At 62.4% G+C, this 19,925-nt stretch carries 18 protein-coding genes; 13 read left to right on the forward strand and 5 right to left on the reverse strand.

Annotated features, from left to right (window positions below; genetic code table 11):
• Positions 1-39: 39 nt before the first annotated feature.
• Positions 40-660 carry a TetR family transcriptional regulator gene (locus BM059_RS00915; protein WP_036999280.1) on the forward strand — a complete coding sequence of 207 codons (621 nt, stop codon included), beginning with the start codon at positions 40-42 and terminating at the stop codon, positions 658-660.
• A 103-nt stretch (positions 661-763) separates the two neighbouring features.
• Here the strand turns inward: BM059_RS00915 and BM059_RS00920 are convergent, their stop codons facing one another.
• Positions 764-961, reverse strand: a complete 198-nt coding sequence (locus BM059_RS00920) for a heavy-metal-associated domain-containing protein (protein ID WP_074936090.1) — start codon at positions 959-961, stop codon at positions 764-766.
• A gap of 113 nt (positions 962-1,074) precedes the next feature.
• On the opposite strand from BM059_RS00920, the gene BM059_RS00925 reads away from it, so the two are divergent.
• From BM059_RS00925 to cueR, 9 genes are all read left to right on the forward strand, one after another.
• Positions 1,075-1,467 (forward strand): hypothetical protein, encoded by a 393-nt coding sequence (locus tag BM059_RS00925; protein WP_074936092.1) that lies wholly within the window; start codon positions 1,075-1,077, stop codon positions 1,465-1,467.
• Between the two features lie 64 nt (positions 1,468-1,531).
• A complete protein-coding gene (locus BM059_RS00930) occupies positions 1,532-3,904 on the forward strand; it encodes a heavy metal translocating P-type ATPase (protein ID WP_074936094.1) in 2,373 nt (790 codons plus the stop codon).
• 108 nt (positions 3,905-4,012) lie between these two features.
• The gene (locus BM059_RS00935) at positions 4,013-6,049 is read left to right on the forward strand and encodes a type VI secretion system Vgr family protein (protein ID WP_074936096.1); all 2,037 of its coding nucleotides are present in this window, start codon (positions 4,013-4,015) and stop codon (positions 6,047-6,049) included.
• The gene (locus BM059_RS00940) at positions 6,046-6,906 is read left to right on the forward strand and encodes a DUF4123 domain-containing protein (protein ID WP_074936098.1); all 861 of its coding nucleotides are present in this window, start codon (positions 6,046-6,048) and stop codon (positions 6,904-6,906) included. Before BM059_RS00935 ends, BM059_RS00940 begins: the two co-directional genes overlap by 4 nt.
• Entirely contained in the window at positions 6,903-10,166 is a 3,264-nt protein-coding gene (locus tag BM059_RS25035) for a toxin VasX (protein ID WP_083413214.1), read from the forward strand. The genes BM059_RS00940 and BM059_RS25035 overlap by 4 nt, the downstream gene beginning before the upstream one ends.
• Positions 10,163-11,107, forward strand: a complete 945-nt coding sequence (locus tag BM059_RS00950; RefSeq protein WP_074936100.1) for a DUF6708 domain-containing protein — start codon at positions 10,163-10,165, stop codon at positions 11,105-11,107. The genes BM059_RS25035 and BM059_RS00950 overlap by 4 nt, the downstream gene beginning before the upstream one ends.
• A complete protein-coding gene (locus BM059_RS00955) occupies positions 11,107-11,451 on the forward strand; it encodes a hypothetical protein (RefSeq protein ID WP_074936102.1) in 345 nt (114 codons plus the stop codon). The genes BM059_RS00950 and BM059_RS00955 overlap by 1 nt, the downstream gene beginning before the upstream one ends.
• A gap of 12 nt (positions 11,452-11,463) precedes the next feature.
• On the forward strand, positions 11,464-11,808 hold the full coding sequence (locus tag BM059_RS00960) for a hypothetical protein (RefSeq protein ID WP_074936104.1): 345 nt from the start codon (positions 11,464-11,466) through the stop codon (positions 11,806-11,808).
• A 36-nt stretch (positions 11,809-11,844) separates the two neighbouring features.
• Entirely contained in the window at positions 11,845-12,276 is a 432-nt protein-coding gene (gene cueR / locus BM059_RS00965; protein WP_074936105.1) for a Cu(I)-responsive transcriptional regulator, read from the forward strand.
• A gap of 169 nt (positions 12,277-12,445) precedes the next feature.
• On the opposite strand, the gene BM059_RS00970 is transcribed toward cueR, so the two are convergent.
• Both BM059_RS00970 and BM059_RS00975 read right to left on the reverse strand, forming a co-directional pair.
• The gene (locus tag BM059_RS00970; protein ID WP_074857790.1) at positions 12,446-13,333 is read right to left on the reverse strand and encodes a PA4780 family RIO1-like protein kinase; all 888 of its coding nucleotides are present in this window, start codon (positions 13,331-13,333) and stop codon (positions 12,446-12,448) included.
• Positions 13,334-13,421: 88 nt separating this feature from the next.
• Positions 13,422-14,309, reverse strand: coding sequence for a LysR family transcriptional regulator (locus BM059_RS00975; protein WP_074936107.1), 888 nt, complete (start codon positions 14,307-14,309; stop codon positions 13,422-13,424).
• Between the two features lie 100 nt (positions 14,310-14,409).
• On the opposite strand from BM059_RS00975, the gene BM059_RS00980 reads away from it, so the two are divergent.
• Positions 14,410-15,051, forward strand: coding sequence for an NAD(P)-dependent oxidoreductase (locus BM059_RS00980; protein ID WP_074936108.1), 642 nt, complete (start codon positions 14,410-14,412; stop codon positions 15,049-15,051).
• 55 nt (positions 15,052-15,106) lie between these two features.
• Positions 15,107-15,397 carry a DUF2218 domain-containing protein gene (locus BM059_RS00985; RefSeq protein WP_074936109.1) on the forward strand — a complete coding sequence of 97 codons (291 nt, stop codon included), beginning with the start codon at positions 15,107-15,109 and terminating at the stop codon, positions 15,395-15,397.
• A gap of 4 nt (positions 15,398-15,401) precedes the next feature.
• Here the strand turns inward: BM059_RS00985 and BM059_RS00990 are convergent, their stop codons facing one another.
• Positions 15,402-16,145 carry a 5-oxoprolinase subunit PxpA gene (locus BM059_RS00990; RefSeq protein ID WP_074936111.1) on the reverse strand — a complete coding sequence of 248 codons (744 nt, stop codon included), beginning with the start codon at positions 16,143-16,145 and terminating at the stop codon, positions 15,402-15,404.
• Positions 16,146-16,373: 228 nt separating this feature from the next.
• Here BM059_RS00990 and BM059_RS00995 point away from each other — a divergent pair, with 228 nt between their 5' ends.
• Positions 16,374-18,581, forward strand: coding sequence for a TonB-dependent receptor domain-containing protein (locus BM059_RS00995; protein WP_074936112.1), 2,208 nt, complete (start codon positions 16,374-16,376; stop codon positions 18,579-18,581).
• A 155-nt stretch (positions 18,582-18,736) separates the two neighbouring features.
• Here the strand turns inward: BM059_RS00995 and BM059_RS01000 are convergent, their stop codons facing one another.
• On the reverse strand, positions 18,737-19,900 hold the full coding sequence (locus tag BM059_RS01000) for a type III PLP-dependent enzyme (protein WP_017678861.1): 1,164 nt from the start codon (positions 19,898-19,900) through the stop codon (positions 18,737-18,739).
• Positions 19,901-19,925: the final 25 nt, after the last annotated feature.

Raw genomic sequence — 19,925 nt, forward strand, 5'->3', positions numbered from 1 at the left:
CGATACAATCTGAGCCTAGTTCCAATTAACCGGATCGCCATGCGTAGAACCAAAGAAGACGCGGAGAAGACCCGCTGCGCCATTCTCGCCGCCGCCGAACAGCTGTTCCTCGAGCGCGGAGTCGCCCACACCAGCCTAGAACACATCGCCCGGCATGCGGGGGTCACGCGCGGTGCGGTTTACTGGCATTTCCAGAACAAGGCGCACCTGTTCCACGAGATGCTCAATCAGGTACGCCTACCGCTGGAACCCCTGGCTGAGCAATTGGCGGCGGTCGATGGTCTGTCATCGCTGCAGTTGCTGCGCGACCTGTGCATAGAAGCCATGGCCAATCTGGTGCTCGACGAACAGCGGCGGCGCATCCTCACCGTGCTACTGCGCCGCTGCGAGTTCACTGAGGAACTACGCGAAGCCGAGGAGCGCCACGAAACCTTCGTCAATCAATTCATCGACCTGTGCGAACAGCAGTTCGCCCTGCCGACCGTGCAACCATACCTGCAGTCAGGCATCACCCCGCGCCTGGCCTCACGTACGCTGCACGCGCTGCTCGTCGGCCTGTTCAGCGACTGGCTGCGCGACCCCAACCTCTTCGACGCCCAGACCGATACCCCAGCGATGATCGACAGCTGCTTCCGCGGCCTACTGCGGCAGTGGCCGTAGCAGGCCGTTGAAAAACGTAAACAACGACTACACGGATGCAGGAAGCCAAAGCCGAGGTTGTTTTTAAACAGCCTGTCAGGCTGATGCATCGGTGCCCGCGAAGCTACGCGGGCACGACCTCGTAACCTTCTTCGCGAATCGCCGCCTGTATCTGCGCGGCATTCAGACGGGCATCGACATGCACCACCCCGGCGGCGAGGTCGACCTCGACCCGCGCGCCTTGATCCAGCGCCTGGATCGCCCGGGTGACGGCCCGTACACAATGACCGCAGGACATTCCGCTAACCTTGAATTGCTGCATTGCTGACTCCTTGAATCGCTGGTCGATGGGTGTAGTCTCGACCTTGCCACGATGGCAAGGTCAAGCCCTTGCGGCATGTCATTCGCTCCGATTTCAGCATGAGGATCATCACCATGCGCCTGCTCTGCTCCACCCTTGCCCTGCTGATGGCGCCTCTGACTCAGGCCGAACCCATGGCACCGTTGCCCTCGACAAGCCAGGGCGAAGGCTACGCGGTGCTGATCGTCTCGCGCGAACGCCTGGAAGTGGCCACCACCTGTGAGGTCGCGCTGTATCTGCATGACCAGATGGCCGCACGCCTGCATCAGGGCCAGTCGGTGTCCTTCAACCTGCCGCCTGGCAAGGTTTCGCTGCGCCTCGGCCTGACCGGCACCGGTCCCTGCCAGGACGGCATCAACCAGCTCGCCGGACAGTCGCTGGAACTGCAGGCCGGTGAAGTACGCCGCTACCGCATCGCCATGGGCAGCGATGGCCTGCGACTGCATGCCGCGCCCACGCTGAACTGAAGGCTTGACCTTGCCATGGGGGTAAGGTTGATCCTGTAGCCACGACGTTACAGGGAGCCCCGCTATGACCACCTTCGACCTGCCGATCCAGGGCATGACCTGCGCCAGTTGCGCCGGCCGTGTCGAACGCGCGCTGAACAAGTTGCCGCAAGTCAGCAGCGCCAGCGTCAACCTGGCCAGTGAGCGGGCACGTGTCGAGGCGGCGGCCGACAGCCTGCCGCAGTTGATCACCACCATTGAAGGCGCCGGTTACAGCGTTCCCAGCCAGCCGCTGGAGTTGGACATCGACGGTATGACCTGCGCCAGCTGCGCCGGCCGCATCGAGCGAGCGCTGGGCAAGCTGCCGGGCGTCAGCCAGGTCGCCGTCAACCTCGCCGACGAGAAAGCACGCCTGCATGTACTCGCCGGTTTCGATCCACAGCAGGCGCTGAAGGCCGTGGTAGCCGCCGGCTACAAGGCCAGCCTGTTGGACGAACGCCCGGCCACGGATCAGGTGCAACGCCGTTTGCAGCGGGAACGCCTGACCCTGCTGGCAGCTATCGTCCTGACCCTGCCGCTGGTGCTGCCGATGCTGGCCGAACCCTTCGGCCTGCACTGGATGCTGCCCGCCTGGGCGCAATTCCTGTTGGCCACGCCGGTGCAATTCCTTTTCGGCGCACGCTTCTATCGCGCCGCCTGGCAGGCGCTGAAGGCTCGTGCCGGCAACATGGATCAACTGGTGGCCATCGGCACCAGCGCCGGCTACGGCCTGAGCCTGTACCAATGGGCCGTGACGCCGGCCGGGCAGATCCCGCACCTGTACTTCGAAGCCTCGGCGGTGATCATCAGCCTGATCCTACTAGGCAAGTATCTGGAGAGCCGCGCCAAACGCCAGACCGCCAGTGCCATTCGCGCCCTGCAGGCGCTGCGCCCGGATCACGCGGTACGCCTGGTGGAGGGTCGCGAGGAACGCGTCGGTATCGACGCACTGGTGCTGGGCGATCTGATTCTGGTCAAGCCGGGCGAGCGCTTCCCGGTCGACGGCCAGGTGCTGGAAGGCAGCAGCCACGCCGACGAGGCGCTGATCAGCGGTGAAAGCCTGCCGGTGGCCAAGCAGCCGGGCGACAAGGTCACGGCCGGCGCCATCAACGGCGAAGGCCGACTGCTGGTGGAAACCACCGCCCTCGGCGCCGAAACCGTGCTGTCGCGCATCATCCGCCTGGTCGAGGACGCCCAGGCGGCCAAGGCGCCGATCCAGAAGCTGGTGGACAAGGTCAGCCAGGTGTTCGTCCCAGCCGTGCTGCTGATCGCCCTGGCCACGTTGCTCGGCTGGCTGGCAGTAGGCGCGCCGCTGGAGAACGCCCTGCTCAACGCCGTCGCCGTGCTGGTGATCGCCTGCCCCTGCGCGCTGGGCCTGGCCACGCCGACCGCGATCATGGCCGGCACTGGTGTTGCCGCGCGCCACGGCATCCTGATCAAGGACGCCGAAGCCCTAGAGGTGGCGCATGCCGTGCGCCACATCGCCTTCGACAAGACTGGCACACTCACCGAAGGCAAGCCGCGCATCGTCCATATCGGCCTGGGCGAATCCAGCGAGGCAGAACTGCTGCGCCTGGCCGGCGGCCTGCAGCAAGGCAGCGAACACCCATTGGCCAAGGCCGTGCTGCTGCGCTGCGCCGACCAACATATTGGTCTGCCAGCGCTCAGCGATAGCCGTGCGCTGGCCGGTCGTGGCATCACTGGCGATGTCGAGGGCCGCAGCCTGCAACTGGGCAGCAGCCGCCTGCTGGAGGAAAACCAATTGCACGCGGGTGCGCTTACCGAATCCGCACGCACCTGGGAGGCCGAGGGCCGCACCCTGTCCTGGTTGATCGAAACCGGCAGCCCCCCTCGCCTGCTCGGCCTGCTGGCGTTCGGCGACCAACTCAAGGACGGCGCCGCCGAGGCTATCGCCGAACTGCGTGAACAGGGCATCACCAGCCACCTGATCAGCGGCGACAACCAGGGCAGCGTCACCGCCGTCGCCAGCGTGCTGGGCATCGACGAACCACACGCTCAGGTGCTGCCAGCGGACAAGGCGCGCCTGATAACCGAACTGCGTCAGCACGGCACCGTAGCCATGGTCGGTGACGGCATCAACGACGCCCCGGCGCTGGCGGCGGCGGATGTCGGCATCGCTATGGGCGGCGGTACCGACGCAGCCATGCATGCTGCCGGCATCACCCTGATGCGTGGCGACCCGCGTCTGGTGCCGGCCGCACTGGACATCAGCCGGCGTACCTACGCCAAGATCCGCCAGAACCTGTTCTGGGCCTTCATCTACAACCTGATCGGTATCCCGCTGGCTGCCGCAGGCCTGCTCAACCCGATGTTCGCTGGCGCCGCCATGGCTCTGTCCAGTGTCAGCGTGGTGAGCAACGCGTTGCTGCTCAATCGCTGGCGACCGAAAGGATCGTAGCCGGCATTTTCTTGAACCGGCGCATGGTATGGGAATGCCATCATTGAACCTGCGCCTGGTGTCCGGCACCCTTCAGGCTTCGCCCAACTCATGGATGGAGGCCAAGGCATGCTGGATGCCAACCAGGCGCATATCACCCTCGCCATTCCTGCGGTCGAGAACGACCTGCAGGTTCTGAGCTTCGAGGGGCGCGAAACGCTCAACAAGCCCTACCGCTTCGACATCGAACTGGTCAGCCAGAACGCCGATCTCGACCTCGATGCTCTGATCAACCAGACCGCCTACCTGGCCTTCGGCCCCTCCGGCAAAGGCGTGCACGGTGTGGTCTACGCCATCGAGCAAGGCGACTCCGGCAAGCGCCTGACGCGCTACCGCATCAGCCTGCGACCACAGCTCGCCTACCTGGCCCATCGCTACAACCAGCGCATTTTCCAGCACCTGACGGTGCCACAGATCATCAGCCAGGTCCTCGAAGATCACGGTATCCAGAGCGACGCCTATCAATTCCAGCTCGGTTACATCTACCCCGAGCGCGACTACTGCGTGCAGTACGACGAAAGCGACCTGCACTTCATTCAGCGCCTGTGCGAGGAAGAAGGCATCAGCGTCCACTTTCAGCACAGCGAAGACAGCCACCGCCTGGTGTTTGGTGACGACGCCAGCGTCTTCCCCAAGCTCGATCCGCTGAATTACCAGCAAGACAGCGGCCTTTCCGCTGACAACGAAGTGGTCCGCGCCTTCGGCGTGCGCCTGGAAACCCGCAGCACCCACGCCACCTGGCGCGACTATGACTTCGTGCAGCCCAAGCTGCAGATGGAGGCGGACTACCGCAGCGAGTTCAGCCCGGCACTGGAGGTCTACGACTACCCTGGTCGCTTCACCGACCGCACACGCGGCAAGCACCTGGCCAAGCGCAGCCTGGAGCGTCTGCGCAGCGACTACGAACTGGCCGAAGGCCAGAGCGACGCCTACCTGATCTGCGGCCACTTCCTCGCCCTTGCCGGGCACCCGCGTGAGCAGTGGAACGACCTCTGGCTACTCAATGAAGTCATCCACGAAGGCAAGCAGCCACAGGTGCTGGAAGAGTCGGTGACCAGCAATACCAAGCCTGGCGACGGGTTCCAGCAGGGCTACCGCAACAGCTTCAGCGCCACCCCCTGGGACATCCCCTACCGCCCCGCGTTCGAACATCCCAAGCCCAAGGTACTCGGTAGCCAGACCGCCGTCGTCACGGGCCCGGCCGGCGAGGAAATCCACTGCGACCAATACGGCCGGGTGAAAGTGCAGTTCCACTGGGATCGCGAAGGCCTGGGCAACGACACCACCAGTTGCTGGCTGCGCGTAGCCTCCAACTGGGCAGGCAAGGCCTATGGCGGCGTGACCATTCCCCGCGTCGGCATGGAGGTGCTGGTCACCTTCCTCGAAGGCGACCCCGACCAGCCTCTGGTCACCGGCTGCCTCTATCACGCCGAACACGTCGTGCCCTACGACCTGCCGGCAAACAAGACCCGCAGTCTGTTCAAGACCCTGAGCAGCCCCGGTGGCGGCGGTTACAACGAATTCCGCATCGAAGACCGCAAAGGCGCCGAGCAGATCTACATCCACGCCCAGCGCGACTGGGACGAGAACATCGAGCACGACCAGAAAATCCGCGTCGGCAACGAGCGCCACGACACGGTCGAGGCCAACACCCATACCGAACTCAAGGCCGAAGAACACCGCACCACCGACCTCGACCGCAAGGTGGAAGTACGCGCCAACGATCACCTCACCGTCGCCCTCACCCAGCACAACAAGATCGGCACCGGCCAGTTCATCGAAGCCGGCAACGAAATCCACTACAACGCCGGAAGCAAGGTAGTGATCGACGCCGGCATGGAGCTCACCGCCGCAGGCGGCGGTAGCTTCCTCAAGCTTGACCCGAGCGGCGTGACCCTGAGCGGGGCGACGATCAAGATGAATTCAGGGGGTGGATCGGGTGCAGGAGCAGGCGCCAAACCGATACTGCCTGGACAGGTGTTGCCGGCAGATGCCGATAAGGCCGGCAATCTATTGATTCAGGCACAAAAGCAGGCATTGCAACGCGCTGCCAGTCAGGCTCAACCATTCTGCGCCATTTGCCAGCTCATGGAGCAGAAGCGATGAGCGAACAACCACGCCAGTACCTGCTGCTCGACGGTGCTCAGATCGACAACCTACTGGCTCAGCTCTACCAACTGGACGATGCGCCGCATCTTCACCGACTCTACCAGGGTACTCTCTACCAAGATCTGGCCGATATCGGCCCGGTACTGGTTCAGCTCTCCTGCGCAAACAGGCTGGAGGAGCATTTCGCCGAGCATTGGCAGGCAACAGCCGGCGTGTGGCTGGAAACCGATGCCAGTGAGCAAGACCTGACTGAACATCTACGCAGCCTGGTGCACGCCAACGTACAAGGTATGACAGTGCTACTGCGCTACTACGACCCCAGGGTCATGCGGCACTGGCTGGCCGAGTTGCCAGACGAAGAACGCAACTATCTGATGGGGCCAGTCAAGCGCGCGCGTATCGCGACTCGTGGCGGAGAGAACGAGCCGATCGAGCTTCAGCGCCAGGCGGCGTCCCCTGCTGCCCGCTATGACGATACACCCTGGCTGCACCTTAGCGACGAACAGGTCGAGCGCCTCAACCGCGCTCAACTGGAAACCTTCGACGAGCAGGTGCTAGTTCATATCGATCACTACTTCCCCGACTGCCTGGCTGGCAAGAATGTTGCCGCGCGTCAGGCTTGGGCGGTGAGCTGTCGACAAAGTGCCAATGCCCATGGCTACAGCGCTGCCGACCAAGTTGTGCAATGGGCAAATCTGCGTGCCGTGCTGGGAACGGAGTTTCCGCAGGCACCAGCGCATCAACCCTATCGCCAGATACTCGATACACCACAGTTGCGCCCCGAGCAGCGCTTGGAACGCCTGGCCCTCGAACTGCAACGGCAACTGCTGACCGACAAGGAAGTCACCGCATGACCACCTCGAATCAGAACCAGGCACTCAACCTGGCAGCGGCCAACAACGCCGCTCAGCAGAATTTCCCCGCTGAAGACCTGAACTGCTCGGTAGGCGCCTGCCCAGCCAGGCAGGCAGAGGTTTTCATCGTCCCGACCCGCTATGCCCTCGCCGAACAGCCGGCGGAACATACCTGTCTCCAGCCCGACACCACGCCGCAGAGCCACCCGATGGCGCTGCGCCGCCTGCGCACAGGCTACCTTTACCTCTGGCACCACGAAGGTCCCCTACGTCGCTACGCCGTGGCGGCCGACGGTCTGCTGACGGAACAAGCCCTGGACGACGAAGACTCCCAGCCCATGCAGGGCCAGGCAGCCGGTATTGCCCTGAACAAACAATACGATGCCTGGCTGCTTTACAGCGAAATCCCCCTGCCCGCCGAGGCCCGCAAACGACTGACGGATGTACCCGGCGAGCGCCGCGCACGCATGCGCCACATCGCCCTAACGCAAGTGGCCCACAGCCTGAAGGCGACCCACTGCCCTCCCTTCGACAACGCCGACCAGGTGCTGGCGGAACTGTTGCCCGAAGTGCGCGAAAAAGCCCTAGCCCACGACCATACGCGCAACGGTGCAGCCCACCGAGAAGGTGTGGACGCCCTCGGCCAACGGATGATGGAGAACCCCAGCTCCGAGAACGTGCAGACCTATGTGAATGCCCGGATCTGGCTGGCCGAGCGCGAGCGGGCCTCAGCACGCCACCCCGAAGCGGCGCAGCACGGGCCGGGAGAATGGAGTGCGGTCGCCTGGGATATACCCGCCACCGACGCCTGGCTCAACCGTGCCCGCAGAGAGGGCGCCGAGCTACATGCAGTATTCGTCGCCCTCGATGATGACCTGGGCGTGCTGCGCGACCTCAACCATGAGCAAGAGCGGCTGGAGGCTGGCCATGAGAACTGGATAGCCGACAACAACCTACGCCAGAGTGTAGGCGGCTTCATCCGCAGCCTGATCCGCGAGGACGGCGGTGAAGTGGCCAACCTGCTCAACTACCGCTACCGCGACCGTGATATCCAGCTCACCCCTGATCAAGGCGAAACCATTCTGGCCAGCCAGCGTCGGCTGGACGAACTGTTCAAGGAAGAAAGCCGCATCAACCAGGAACGCGGCCGCCGCTACAGCCATACCCAAGCCGATGCTGAACTGGCCAGGGTACATGCCGAAGTAGCCGCCACCACGGCGCCGGTGCGCGGCTTCATACCAATTGAGTTGCATGGAGAAGTTGAGTACGTCGTGCGCGAATACCGCAAGGAAAAGGTCGCCAACCTGGCCGGTGGCCGCGCCAATGCGCAGGTCGCCGAGCATATCGACCTGGAGCGTATGGACGCTTGGCTCGACCAGGAGGCTCCGGCACACTATCGCCAGGTGGAACAACGCCATCAGGCGCTCTATGCCGACCGAGACCGGTTCCTACCCCGCCATGCCTCGGGCACCTGGTTCGTCGACTACGACGATCCCGCGCACCAGCGCTGGCTCGACGAGTTGGCCGACGCCTGCCTCAGCGCCCAATGCAGCCGCCAGCAGGGCGCCGACCAGTTCGCCGACTATGTGCGCTCCGACGACCCCGGCAGCCTGCGCCTGGTCTTCCATGCCTGGAGTCCGTCGCTGGAGGCAGCGGTCAACAGCTCCAACCGCCTGAACGAACTGGCCGCCGCGCTCAGCCTCGACAACCTAGCCGATACCCGAGCGGCACTGGGCAAGACCCTGGACGAGGCAGCCCTGCGTGCCCTGGAGCGGCTCGCCGACGATGTCGAGGGCTACTGGGCTGGCGCCATCTCGCGCCTGGGTGCGGCGCTGCTCGCCGGCAAAACCCAGGCCGGCCTCGCCAGCCAGTGGATGGGCCTGCTGCTGGTGGCGCGCTTCGGCCAGGACTCGCGCCTGGTACGCGGCCTGGAGAACGGCGTGGAAGTCTGGCGCCTGCTGGGCGAAAAGGCCGACGCCCTGCAGCAGTGGACACGCAACACCGCGCAAGCCATCCGTAGTGGCAACGCCGCCGGCGTGCTGCAATCCCCGGCGGTACAGAACAGCGGCGGACTACTGCCGCTGGCCGCGCTGCTGCTAAACGCCCTGAACGCCAGCAACTATGCCAGCCAGGCCGACTTGCTCGAAGGGGAAGGTGCCCAGCGTCGTGCCGAACACCTGTCCGCCACCCTGTTCGCCGCCGCTGCCCTGACTGCAGTAGTGCAGAATTGGATGATTATTGGGAAGGGTATTGAGGAGATTGGGCGGAACGCAACAATTGCTCCGACGCTGACTTTGTTTGGGGGGATTGTTGGACTTCTCTCATTCGGTGCGGCAGGAGCAGAACTCATATCCCTTCAAAAACAAATCGAAAACACCCAGAGCCGGGTTGACCCCTGGCTAGATATCCGTCGCTTGGCCGTGACCGGGCAGGTAGCAGTCTATGGAGCACAAACTCTATTAGGGCTTGGTCTAACTGGAATGCGCCTGGCCAACAGGATCGATACCCCTACCGCCATTCGCCGTTTCCGGCTGGGCATGGGGCCGCTCAACCTGCTGTTACTGGGGCTGGGCGGGCTCTACCTCTATGCCTGGTCGCGTCAGTCCACCCCCTTGCAGAACTACCTGGCCGGCTGCTGCTGGTCGCGTGGCCGCGCCTACAAGCGTGAAAGCCTGGCTGCGGAACAGCAGGTAGCCGAATTCGAACAGTTGCTCGCCCTGCTGTATAAACCGCGGCTGGGCCTGCGGACTGAGAGCGTGCGGATCGCCGGTACACTGGGCGATACCGTTACCCAGGACGGCATCGCTGCCCTGACCGTCGACCTGCCGGGAGCCGATCCCGACAGCGTGCAACTGGAGCTGGCCCTGAGCGGCAACCCGACCCCGGCCAGCGTCAGGATATTCGGCGAAGGTACCCGGGGTACGCCAACCGACCTGGGCGCCACCTGGCTCGGCGACAGCCGCTGCACCTGGATACCGGCGGGGGAAGGTCAGGGCCTGCGCCTGAGCGGTTCCTTTGCCCGCCCGCTGACCCGCGCCTCGTTGCGCCTGCGCTATCACAGCCCGGTCGCCTTGCTGGCCGGCCTGGAGAACGTGATCGGCGGCCCACGTGGGCTCGCCTACACCCTTGGCCCCAGCGGGCTGCTGACCGACGGCGAGGTGATCGAGTTACGCGCCGACGACCCGACCCCGGAGCTGGATCGCGTCACGCCCCACCGCCTGGACGGCACCGAATACCTGCAACCCAAGGACTCCGCATGAGCCAACCCGCAGCCGGCAACCGCCGCAACGGCCTCTTCTCCCGCGACGACTACCTGGCCCCACCGCATATCCCCACCGGCCAGCCGCCCAAGGATGTGCTCAATACCATCTGGCGCAAGAACGAGGTATTTCTCGATATTGGTGACTACAGCATAGGCTCTGCGGTCATGGTGCTATGGCCATGCCTGATGCTTTGTTTGCTATTGATTTATTCCACACGGAATAGCTTGCCCGAGTTTTCAAATTTCCTGTTGGTAGGTGGGGCGATCATTGTTGGCATTCCAACCTTGATCGTACTCTATGGCCTGACCCAGTCAGTCCCTCTCCCTGTACGTTTCAACCGCCAGCGCCGCGAGGTCTGCGTGCCGCAGAAGGATGGCGGCTACTGGATCGTGCCCTGGGAGCAAGTGACCGCCGCCTCCACTGCCGTCTCCTCGGTTGGCCAGCATGGAAAGACCACCCAGGGCATGCTGGTGGTCGGTTTCACCAACCCTGATCCGAACGCCAGGGAGGCGGACAGGCATTTCTCCCTGGGCTTCAGTTGTGGTGGCGGTACCACGGCCATGTGCCTATGGGAATGCATGCGCAGCTATATGGAGATCGGCCCAGAGGCCGTACCCGATACACGCCTGGGCAAGCGGCCATACGAGGAAACCCAGATAGGCTCCATCGTGACCAGCCTGCGCAAGGGTGATATCAAGGACGTTCTGCATGGTCTGTTCTTCGTGATATTCCTTGGCACCTACTTCGCCGAGAAACTCCAGAACCTCAAACTGGCGCCTCCACCCGACCTGACCGATCCCGCCATCGTCGAATGGTCAAAACCCCTGCCCCCCGAACAATGGGCCAAGCGCTCCCCGGAACTGGAGCGTGCCATTGCTGAGCGAGAGGCTAAGTTGGCCCAACAGGCAGGCACAGCGGAAGATGAATCGAGCCGGTAATGGATGCCACACTATCGATAAAGGCCGCTCTGGCGAACACCCTATTGCTCATACTGGTGACCGGCACCATCAATCATATCTATGCTGCCTTCTTCGGAATTCGCAGGCTGGATAGGTACTTCTCCCGCAAGCCTGATCCAAGCTGGGAATCACGGAGCCCGTTCGATGGTTTCTATAGATTGCACAAGTACAGTTTTCTCTACTCGCTGGGCATACGCCGCCCCGCTGTAGGCGCGGGTCTATCGCTCTGGCTGTACTTCTCGTTCTTCAGCCTCTCGATCATTTGGATCACATTAGGCTTGGCGGCGCTCGGCAGGTATTTACTGGTCGGCCCCTTTGCCTAGGCGTATCCCGGCATGAGTGACGCATCGCACCTGCAAATCTTATTGGTCCTCGTCTGGGTGCTGCTTTTCGTAACCGGCGGCTTCAACGGCATCTACCTCTGCTTCCATGGGATAAGTCGGCTCGACCCATACTTTTCCAGGCTTCCTGATTTCAGGCAGGAGTCCGTCAGCCCCTTCGACCGCTTCTGCCGGATGCACCGCTACAGCTTTCTCTACACCCTGGGCTTGAATAAACCCAGGGTCAGCCTGCCCCTGTCGATATGGTTGTACTTCACCTGCATCAGCCTGACGGTATTCTGGATCAGCATGGCCATCGGCCAACTCAAGATTCATTTCGGGTTCAACCCTCTGGCATAGTCACGCGGAGTTCCTGCCTACGAGAAGGCTGTATCCATGAACATCGGCCAAGCCGCCAAAAACACCGGCCTCAGCGCCAAGATGATTCGCTACTACGAGTCCATCGACCTGCTGCCCCATGCCGGACGCACGGAGAGTGGCTATCGGCAATACAACGCAAGCGACCTGCACCGCCTGGCCTTTATCAAGCGGGCGCGGGATCTGGGGTTTTCACTGGAGGAAGTCGGCAAGCTGCTTGCGCTGTGGCAGGACAAGCAGCGCGCCAGTGCCGATGTGAAGGCGCTGGCCGAGGAGCATATCGCCGAGTTGGAGCGCAAGATTGCCGAAATGAGTGCGCTGCGCGACACGCTGGTGGAGCTGGCGACCAGTTGCCAGGGTGACAACCGGCCGGACTGTCCGATCCTCAAAGGCATCGAGCAGGGCGTGGGCTGTGGCGCATCCATCTGTGCGCACGGAGGTACCGTGTAGCCTGGATGCAATCCGGGGGAGGCTGCGAAAACGCCCCGGATTTCATCCGGGCTACGGCTCTGCGCGCATGGAGACCCAGTGCAATCCGGGGGCATGCGAGCGTCACTACAGGATGTAAGCAGGCCCACAAAGCAGGTGCGCGCGGCGCACCCTACGCAGTGAAGCCGTCTCAGCGCATCCAAGGCGGGATCGGTTCGGCGTCCTTGGGTTCGTCTTCGGCGTTGAGCAGGGCCTGCTTCTTCGCTTCCTCGGCCAGGGCAGCCTTGATCTCGCGCATTACCGCGTCGATGTCGGCGGCGTCCTCGGGCTCGGCGAATTCGCCGGTCAGCTGCGTATCGGGCAGCAGTTTGCCGGCCTCGTAGAGCGCCCACATTTCCTTGGCGTACTTGGTGTACCTGAGCTCGGGAGCGAACTGGCCAAAGTACTCGGCCATGTTGCGCACATCGCGCTCGAGCATGCTGAAGGCGTGGTTGTTGGCGGCGGCGTCCACGGCTTGTGGCAAGTCGATGATCACCGGGCCTTCGGGGCCGAGCAGCACGTTGAATTCCGACAAGTCGCCGTGCACCAGGCCGGCGCAGAGCATCTTGACGATTTCCTGGATCATGAAGGCGTGGAATTCACGCGCGTCATCCGGGTGCAGGTCGACGTCATTGAGCCGTGGTGCCACGTCGCCCTCGCCGTCGCCCACCAGCTCCATCAGCAGTACGCCGTCGAGAAAGTCGTAGGGCTTGGGCACCCTCACGCCGGCATTGGCCAAACGGAACAACGCGGCGACTTCGGCGTTCTGCCATGCGCTTTCCTGCTCCTTGCGACCATATTTGCTGCCCTTGGCCATGGCCCGCGCCTGACGGCTGCCACGCACCTTGCGGCCTTCCTGATACTCGGAAGCCTGGCGAAAGCTACGTTTGTTGGCTTCCTTGTAAACCTTGGCGCAACGCAGCTCGTCGCCGCAGCGCACCACATAAACCGCTGCTTCCTTGCCGCTCATGAGCGGTCGCAGCACCTCGTCCACCAGGCCGTCTTCGACCAGGGGTTCAATACGTTTGGGCGTCTTCATCGGTGTGGATCACGGGTCCTTTTTGGCCAGAGGCGGACTTTCAGAGGCCATCCTCTCACAGCGCGGGGCAGATGCCGACTCCCTCTGTTCAGGCACTGACCAGATGACGCCTGAGCGCCTCGATGGCGTAGCGTACTTTGGCCGGCTGAGCGTCGCGCCGAGGGGTGACGATATGCAGGCCGATGGGCTCGAGTTGCCAATCCGGTAGCAGCGGCAACAGCTCGCCGCGAGCCAGCAGTTCACGGATTTCCGGCTCAGGCTGCAACGACACACCCATACCCGACAGGGTGAACTGGCGCGCGGCCAGGATGTTGTTGCAGCTGATGCGCATCTCCAGCCGCAAGCGCTGCTGCACTCCACCGGGGCCATGCAAGGTCAGGTGCTGGCTACGTTCCAGATGCAGGCCGATCCAGTCGAGCTTGAGCAATTGCGACGGCTCGATTGGCAAACCTGCACGGGCCAGGTAGGCCGGAGCAGCGCACAGGATCATGCGCCAGTTGGTCACATAGCGTGCTACCAGGCTGGAGTCCTCCTGGCGGCCGACACGGATGGCCAGATCGATACGTGATTCGATCAGGTCGATCTGCTCATCGTGAAAGAACAGGCTCAGGCTCAACCCCGGATGGGCACTGAGCAACGGCGCCAGCGCTTCGCTCAGCAACGGCCCGGAAAACCCGACCGGGGCGGCGACACGCAACTCGCCCACCGGCGCATCACGCTGCTCGGCCAGGCGCTGCTCGGCTCGCTCTGCCAGTTCGACTATCTGCCGGCAGCTTTCATAGAACTGCGCGCCGGCCTCGGTCAGGGTCAGTTTGCGTGTGGTGCGGTGCAGCAGCGTGACGCCAGTGGCCTCCTCCAGTCGGCGCATCTGCTGACTGACCGCCGAAGCCGTCATGCCCATGACTTCGGCAGCTGCCACCATCGAGCCCTTCTGCACCACGGTAGCGAACAACGCCATGCGCTTGAGTTGCTCCATTATGAAGCCCTTCTTAATTATCCAAGTATATCAGGCCACTTTTTCCAGACTTTATCCAGCGGTGATCATGTATCAACCATCACCTACCAAGGATTACTTCATGAAGATCGCTCTGATCGGCGCCACTGGTTATGTGGGCGCACCGCTGCTGCAAGAAGCATTGAACCGCGGCCATCAGGTCACCGCATTGGTACGCCACCCGCAAAAGCTGAGCGCGCATCCGCAGCTGAACGCCATTGAGGCGGACGTTCACGACAGCACAGCGCTGGCCGCGCAGTTGCGTGGACATGACGCGGTGATCAGCGCCTTCAACCCGGGCTGGGGCGTGGCAGAGATTCGTGAACAGTTCATCGCCGGCAGCCGCTCGATCATCGCGGCGAGCAAGCAGGCTGGCATCAAACGCCTGCTGGTTGTCGGCGGTGCCGGCAGCCTTTATGTCGCCCCTGGCGTGCAATTGATCGACACCCCGGACTTTCCGGGCGAGTACAAGGAAGGTGCCGAGGGCGCACGCCAGGCGCTGAATATGCTGCACGAGGAAGCACAGCTGGAGTGGACCTTTCTCTCGCCAGCCGCCCTGCTCGTTCCGGGCCCACGCACAGGCAAGTTCCGTCTGGGCCACGACGAGCTGCTGATGAATGGCGATAAGCCGGGCAGCATTTCGGTCGCCGACCTCGCCGTGGCGCTGATCGATGAAACCGAGCGGCCGCAGCATATCCGCCAGCGTTTCACCTTGGCGTACTGAACGTCGCGGCCGCTCAAGCGGTCACTCCGAACGCTAATCACTCAGAGGACTTTTCATGAGCCCATTCAGCAGCAGCGCCTTCGTCGCAACCGACACCCCGGCGCGCTACATCAGCCGCCTGTGCAAACACTTCGCACACAAGATTCCAGTCAGCTTCGACGAGCAGCAGGGTCGCATCGAGTTTGGCGCAGGTCTGGCGACCTTGAAAGCAGAAAACCTGGGCTTGCGCCTGCAGGTTGAAAGCGCCAGCAGCGAGGACCTGCAACGTCTGGAGGGCGTTGTCGGCAGTCACTTCGAGCGCTTTGCCTGGCAGGAAGAACTGACCCTGGACTGGCAGCCCGACTGATCCCTCAGAGCGCATCCAGCCGCGCGCGCAAGCGGCGCAGCACCGCCAGCGACTCGGAATTATCGCCATGCACGCACAAGCTGTCGGCCCGCAGCCGCAGCGGCTTGCCATCGATATCGGCAAACGGCTCGCCGCTGGCGATGGCCAGCGCCTGAGCAAGGATACGCTCGGGGTCCTGGTGCACCGCAGCGCTGAGCCGGCGCGGCGCCAGTTGCCCATCGGACAGATAGGCACGGTCGGCGAAGGCCTCGAACATCAGCGGCACATCGGCCTCGTCAGCCAGATGCAGCTCCCGGTCATTGTCAGCCAGCGCCAGCACCATCAGCGGCAGGCCCTTGCGGTAGCTGGCACAGGCATCCAGCACCGCCATCAGTAGCGCATCGTCACGCACCAGGTCGTTGTACAGCGCGCCATGCGGTTTGACGTAGGCCAGCTGGCAACCAGCCGCTCGGCAGAAGGCATCCAGTGCTCCCACCTGATAAAGCACCAGTGCGCGGACCTCCTCCGGCGAGCATTGCAGATGACGCCGACCAAAGCCTTGCAGATCCGGATAGGACGGATGCGCGCCAATACTCACGCCGTGCGCCACGGCCAGCTCGACACAACGCGCCATGATCAGCGGATCACCCGCATGGAAGCCACACGCCAGATTGGCCTGGTCGATCAGCGGCATGGCCAGTTCATCGTCGCCCATGCGCCAGGCGCCGAAGCCCTCGCCCATGTCGCAGTTGAGAAGAATACGGTTCATGCTGGCAGCTTAGAGCGCCTGGAAAGCCGGCGTAAAGCCCTCCCAGCACTCGAGAATTAATCGTATTTACAAAATTTACACCTGCTTGCAGCCCAGTCGCCACGGCCTCTCCAGCCCGGAGACATGGACTCCAGCATCATCTGCAATTGAACCTTATATGCAAATCACTATCATCCCGGCCGTCTGCAACCGTTACGACTGCACCCTCTTACCGCCAGGAGTAGATCGATGTCCGCCCTTAATTCCCGTACCGCCTTGGCCAGCGCCATTGCTTTGGCCGCCAGCTTCGGCGCCCAGGCCAACGAGCCCATTGCCCTGGGCGACGTGGTCGTCAGCGCCTCCGGCTTCGAACAGAAGATCACCGAAGCCCCCGCCAGCATCAGCGTGATCAGCCGCGAAGAACTGCAGCAGAAGCGCTACAACAACCTGGCGCAGGCTCTGGGTGATGTGGAAGGTATCGACATTGGCCAGGGCACCGGCAAGACCGGTGGCCTGAACATCAGCATTCGTGGCATGCCCAGCCAGTACACCCTGATCCTGATCGATGGCCGCCGTCAGAACGCAGCCGGTAACGTCACCCCCAATGGTTTCAACGAAACGTCCACCAGCTTCATGCCGCCGATGTCCGCCATCGAGCGTATCGAAGTGATCCGTGGCCCGATGTCGACTCTGTATGGTTCGGATGCCATGGGCGGTGTGATCAATATCATCACCCGCAAAGTTGGCAAAGAGTGGGCAGGCTCTTTGACTCAGGATTACACCTATCAGGAGAATCGCGATTTCGGCGATACCCGTAGCACCAGTGTGTATGCCAGCGGTCCGCTGATCGATGACCTGCTCGGCCTGCAAATACGGGGCAGCCTGTTCAATCGCGAAGAGTCCGAGCTGAGCTATGGGGATGGTGTAGAAGTCAGTAAACGCGGCCCATCTCCAGTCGATGGCGGTACCAACAATCTCGGGGCACGTCTGACTCTCACACCGCACGAGAACCACGACTTCGCTCTGGACATTGAGCGCAACCGCCAGAAGTACAACAACGACGAGTGCCAACTCGGCAGCCTCGATGGCTTGAACCGCGACTGCACAGCCAACGCCACCACCGCCAACGGTTATGTCGACGAGCTACGCTTCGAGCGCGAGCAGATCGCCCTGACCCACACCGCACGCCTGGGCTTCGGCACTCTGGACTCCAGCTTGATGCACAACCGTACCGAAACCATCGGTCGCACCATTCCCGGCAACGTTATCGGCAACAGCTCCGGCATCCCAGGCACACTCATCGGCGACGACCGAGATCTGGAAACGACCAACTTGGTTTTCGATACCAAACTCGTAGCACCAATAGGCGAATCACACATCGCCACGCTCGGCGGCCAGTGGTGGAAAGCCGAAATGACAGACGGCATCGCTCTGGACGATTTCGAGCAAAAAACCTGGGCACTGTTTGCCGAGGATGAATGGCGTCTGCGTGACGATTTGGCTCTAACGCTGGGCACACGCTATGACGACCATGAGGCGTTCGGCGGCCACATCAGTCCACGTGCCTACCTGGTCTGGAATACAACCGACAACTGGACCCTCAAAGGCGGTATCAGCCGCGGGTACAAGACTCCGGATCTGAATGATCTACATAGTGGCATCAACGGCGTCACCGGACAGGGCACCATCATCACCATCGGTAACCCGGACCTTGAACCAGAGACCACCACCAGCACGGAGTTCGGTGTCTACTTCGATAGCCTGGAAGGCTTCAACGCCAACGCCACGCTGTTCCACAACAAATTCAAGGACAAGATTGCGACTGGTGACCCGGTTTCCAACCCGCTGTGCGCCGGCAACAACGGTGGCACCTGTGCCCAGCAGATCAACATCGACGAGGCGGTCACTCAGGGCCTGGAACTGGCTGCCAGCTGGAACTTCGCACCAGCCTGGACGCTGAGTGCCAACTACACCTACACCGACAGCGAGCAGAAGAGCGGCGACAACAAGGGTGAACCGCTGACCAATACGCCGGAGCACCTGGCCAATGCCAAGCTTGCCTGGCAGACCACTGATCGTTTCAATCTTTGGCTGAAGAGCGAATACCGTGGCGAGCGTGCTCGCTTTACCTCGAAGTACGAGAACCTGGCCAACACCAATGGCAGCTACTCCACCAATCAGTCGATCTACGACACCCTCGGCAAGAACACCAAGGCCTACACCCTGTTCCACCTGGGCGGCTCGTTCAAAGCCTCGGAAAACGTGACGCTCAATGCAGCAATCTACAACTTGCTCGACAAAGACTTCGTCAAAGGCAAGGCCTACACCACCTACGCCAACAGTGGTGCAGCCAACGGTACGGCTTACGGTACGGACTATATCCAGAGCACCCAGTCCACCACTGGTGTGATGGAAGAAGGTCGTCGCCTGTGGCTGTCGGCGGTAATCGAGTTCTGATCCCGCGCAGATACGCAAAAGCCGCCACCCTGTAAGGGCTGGCGGCTTTTTCTTTCTGCCGGGTCACTTCAAATCCGCAAGGTGCGCCATGCGCACCTGGGATAGCGGCGTTGATCGTTCAGGCGCGCCCGACGAACAGTCGGCTACGACCCTGCTTACAGGTAGTAAGACTTCAACGGCGGGAAGCCATTGAATTCCACGGCGCTGTAGCTGGTGGTATAGGCCCCGGTGGACAGCCAGTACAGGCGGTCACCGCTGGCCAGGTTCAGCGGCAGGCCGTACTTGTAGTTCTCGTACATGATGTCGGCGCTGTCGCAGGTCGGGCCGGCGATCACCACCTCTTCCATCTCGCCCTTCTTCTCGGTCCAGATCGGGAACTTGATGGCTTCGTCCATGGTTTCGATCAGGCCGCTGAATTTGCCCACATCGGCATACACCCAACGCTCGACGGCGGTACGCGACTTGCGCGCCACCAGCACCACTTCCGAAACCAGCACGCCGGCGTTGGCGATCAGCGAGCGACCCGGCTCGAGGATGATTTCCGGCAGCTCGTCACCGAAGTCTTCCTTGAGGAAGCGGGTGATTTCCTCGGCGTAGGTTTCCAGATCATTGGTGCGCTGGATGTAGTTGGCCGGGAAGCCGCCACCCATGTTGATCATCTGCAGGGTGATGCCATCTTCTTCTTTCAGACGCTCGAAGATCACCTTGACCTTGGCGATGGCGGCGTCCCAGACGTCGATGTCGCGCTGCTGCGAGCCGACATGGAAGGAAATGCCATAAGGCACCAGACCCAACTGCTTGGCCAGAATCAGCAGATCCAGGGCCATGTCCGGCTGGCAGCCGAACTTGCGGCTCAGCGGCCAGTCGGCACTGGTGGAACCTTCGGTGAGGATACGCACGTAGATCTTCGAACCCGGCGCGGCCTTGGCGATGTTGCGCAGGTCGGCTTCGGAGTCGGTGGCGAACAGGCGCACACCCTTGTCGAAGAAGTAACGGATATCGCGGGATTTCTTGATGGTGTTGCCGTAGCTGATGCGCTCCGGGCCAACGCCGGTGGCCATCACCTTGTCCAGCTCGTAGATCGAGGCGATATCGAAGCTCGAGCCTTTATCACGCAGCAGTTCGATGATCTCGGTGGCCGGGTTGGCCTTGACCGCGTAGTAGATCTTGGCGAACGGGAAGCAGTTGCCCAGTTGATCGTAGGCGTCGGCGATGATTTGCCGGTCGATCACCACGAACGGGGTTTCGTGCTGATCGGCGAACGCCTTCATGCGCTGGAAAGTGGCGGGTGCGTAGTAGTCTTCGACCTTGATCGACATGCTGGGGACTCCAATGGCAAAACCG

This window comes from Ectopseudomonas composti (assembly GCF_900115475.1).
GTDB classification, from domain to species: domain Bacteria; phylum Pseudomonadota; class Gammaproteobacteria; order Pseudomonadales; family Pseudomonadaceae; genus Aquipseudomonas; species Aquipseudomonas composti.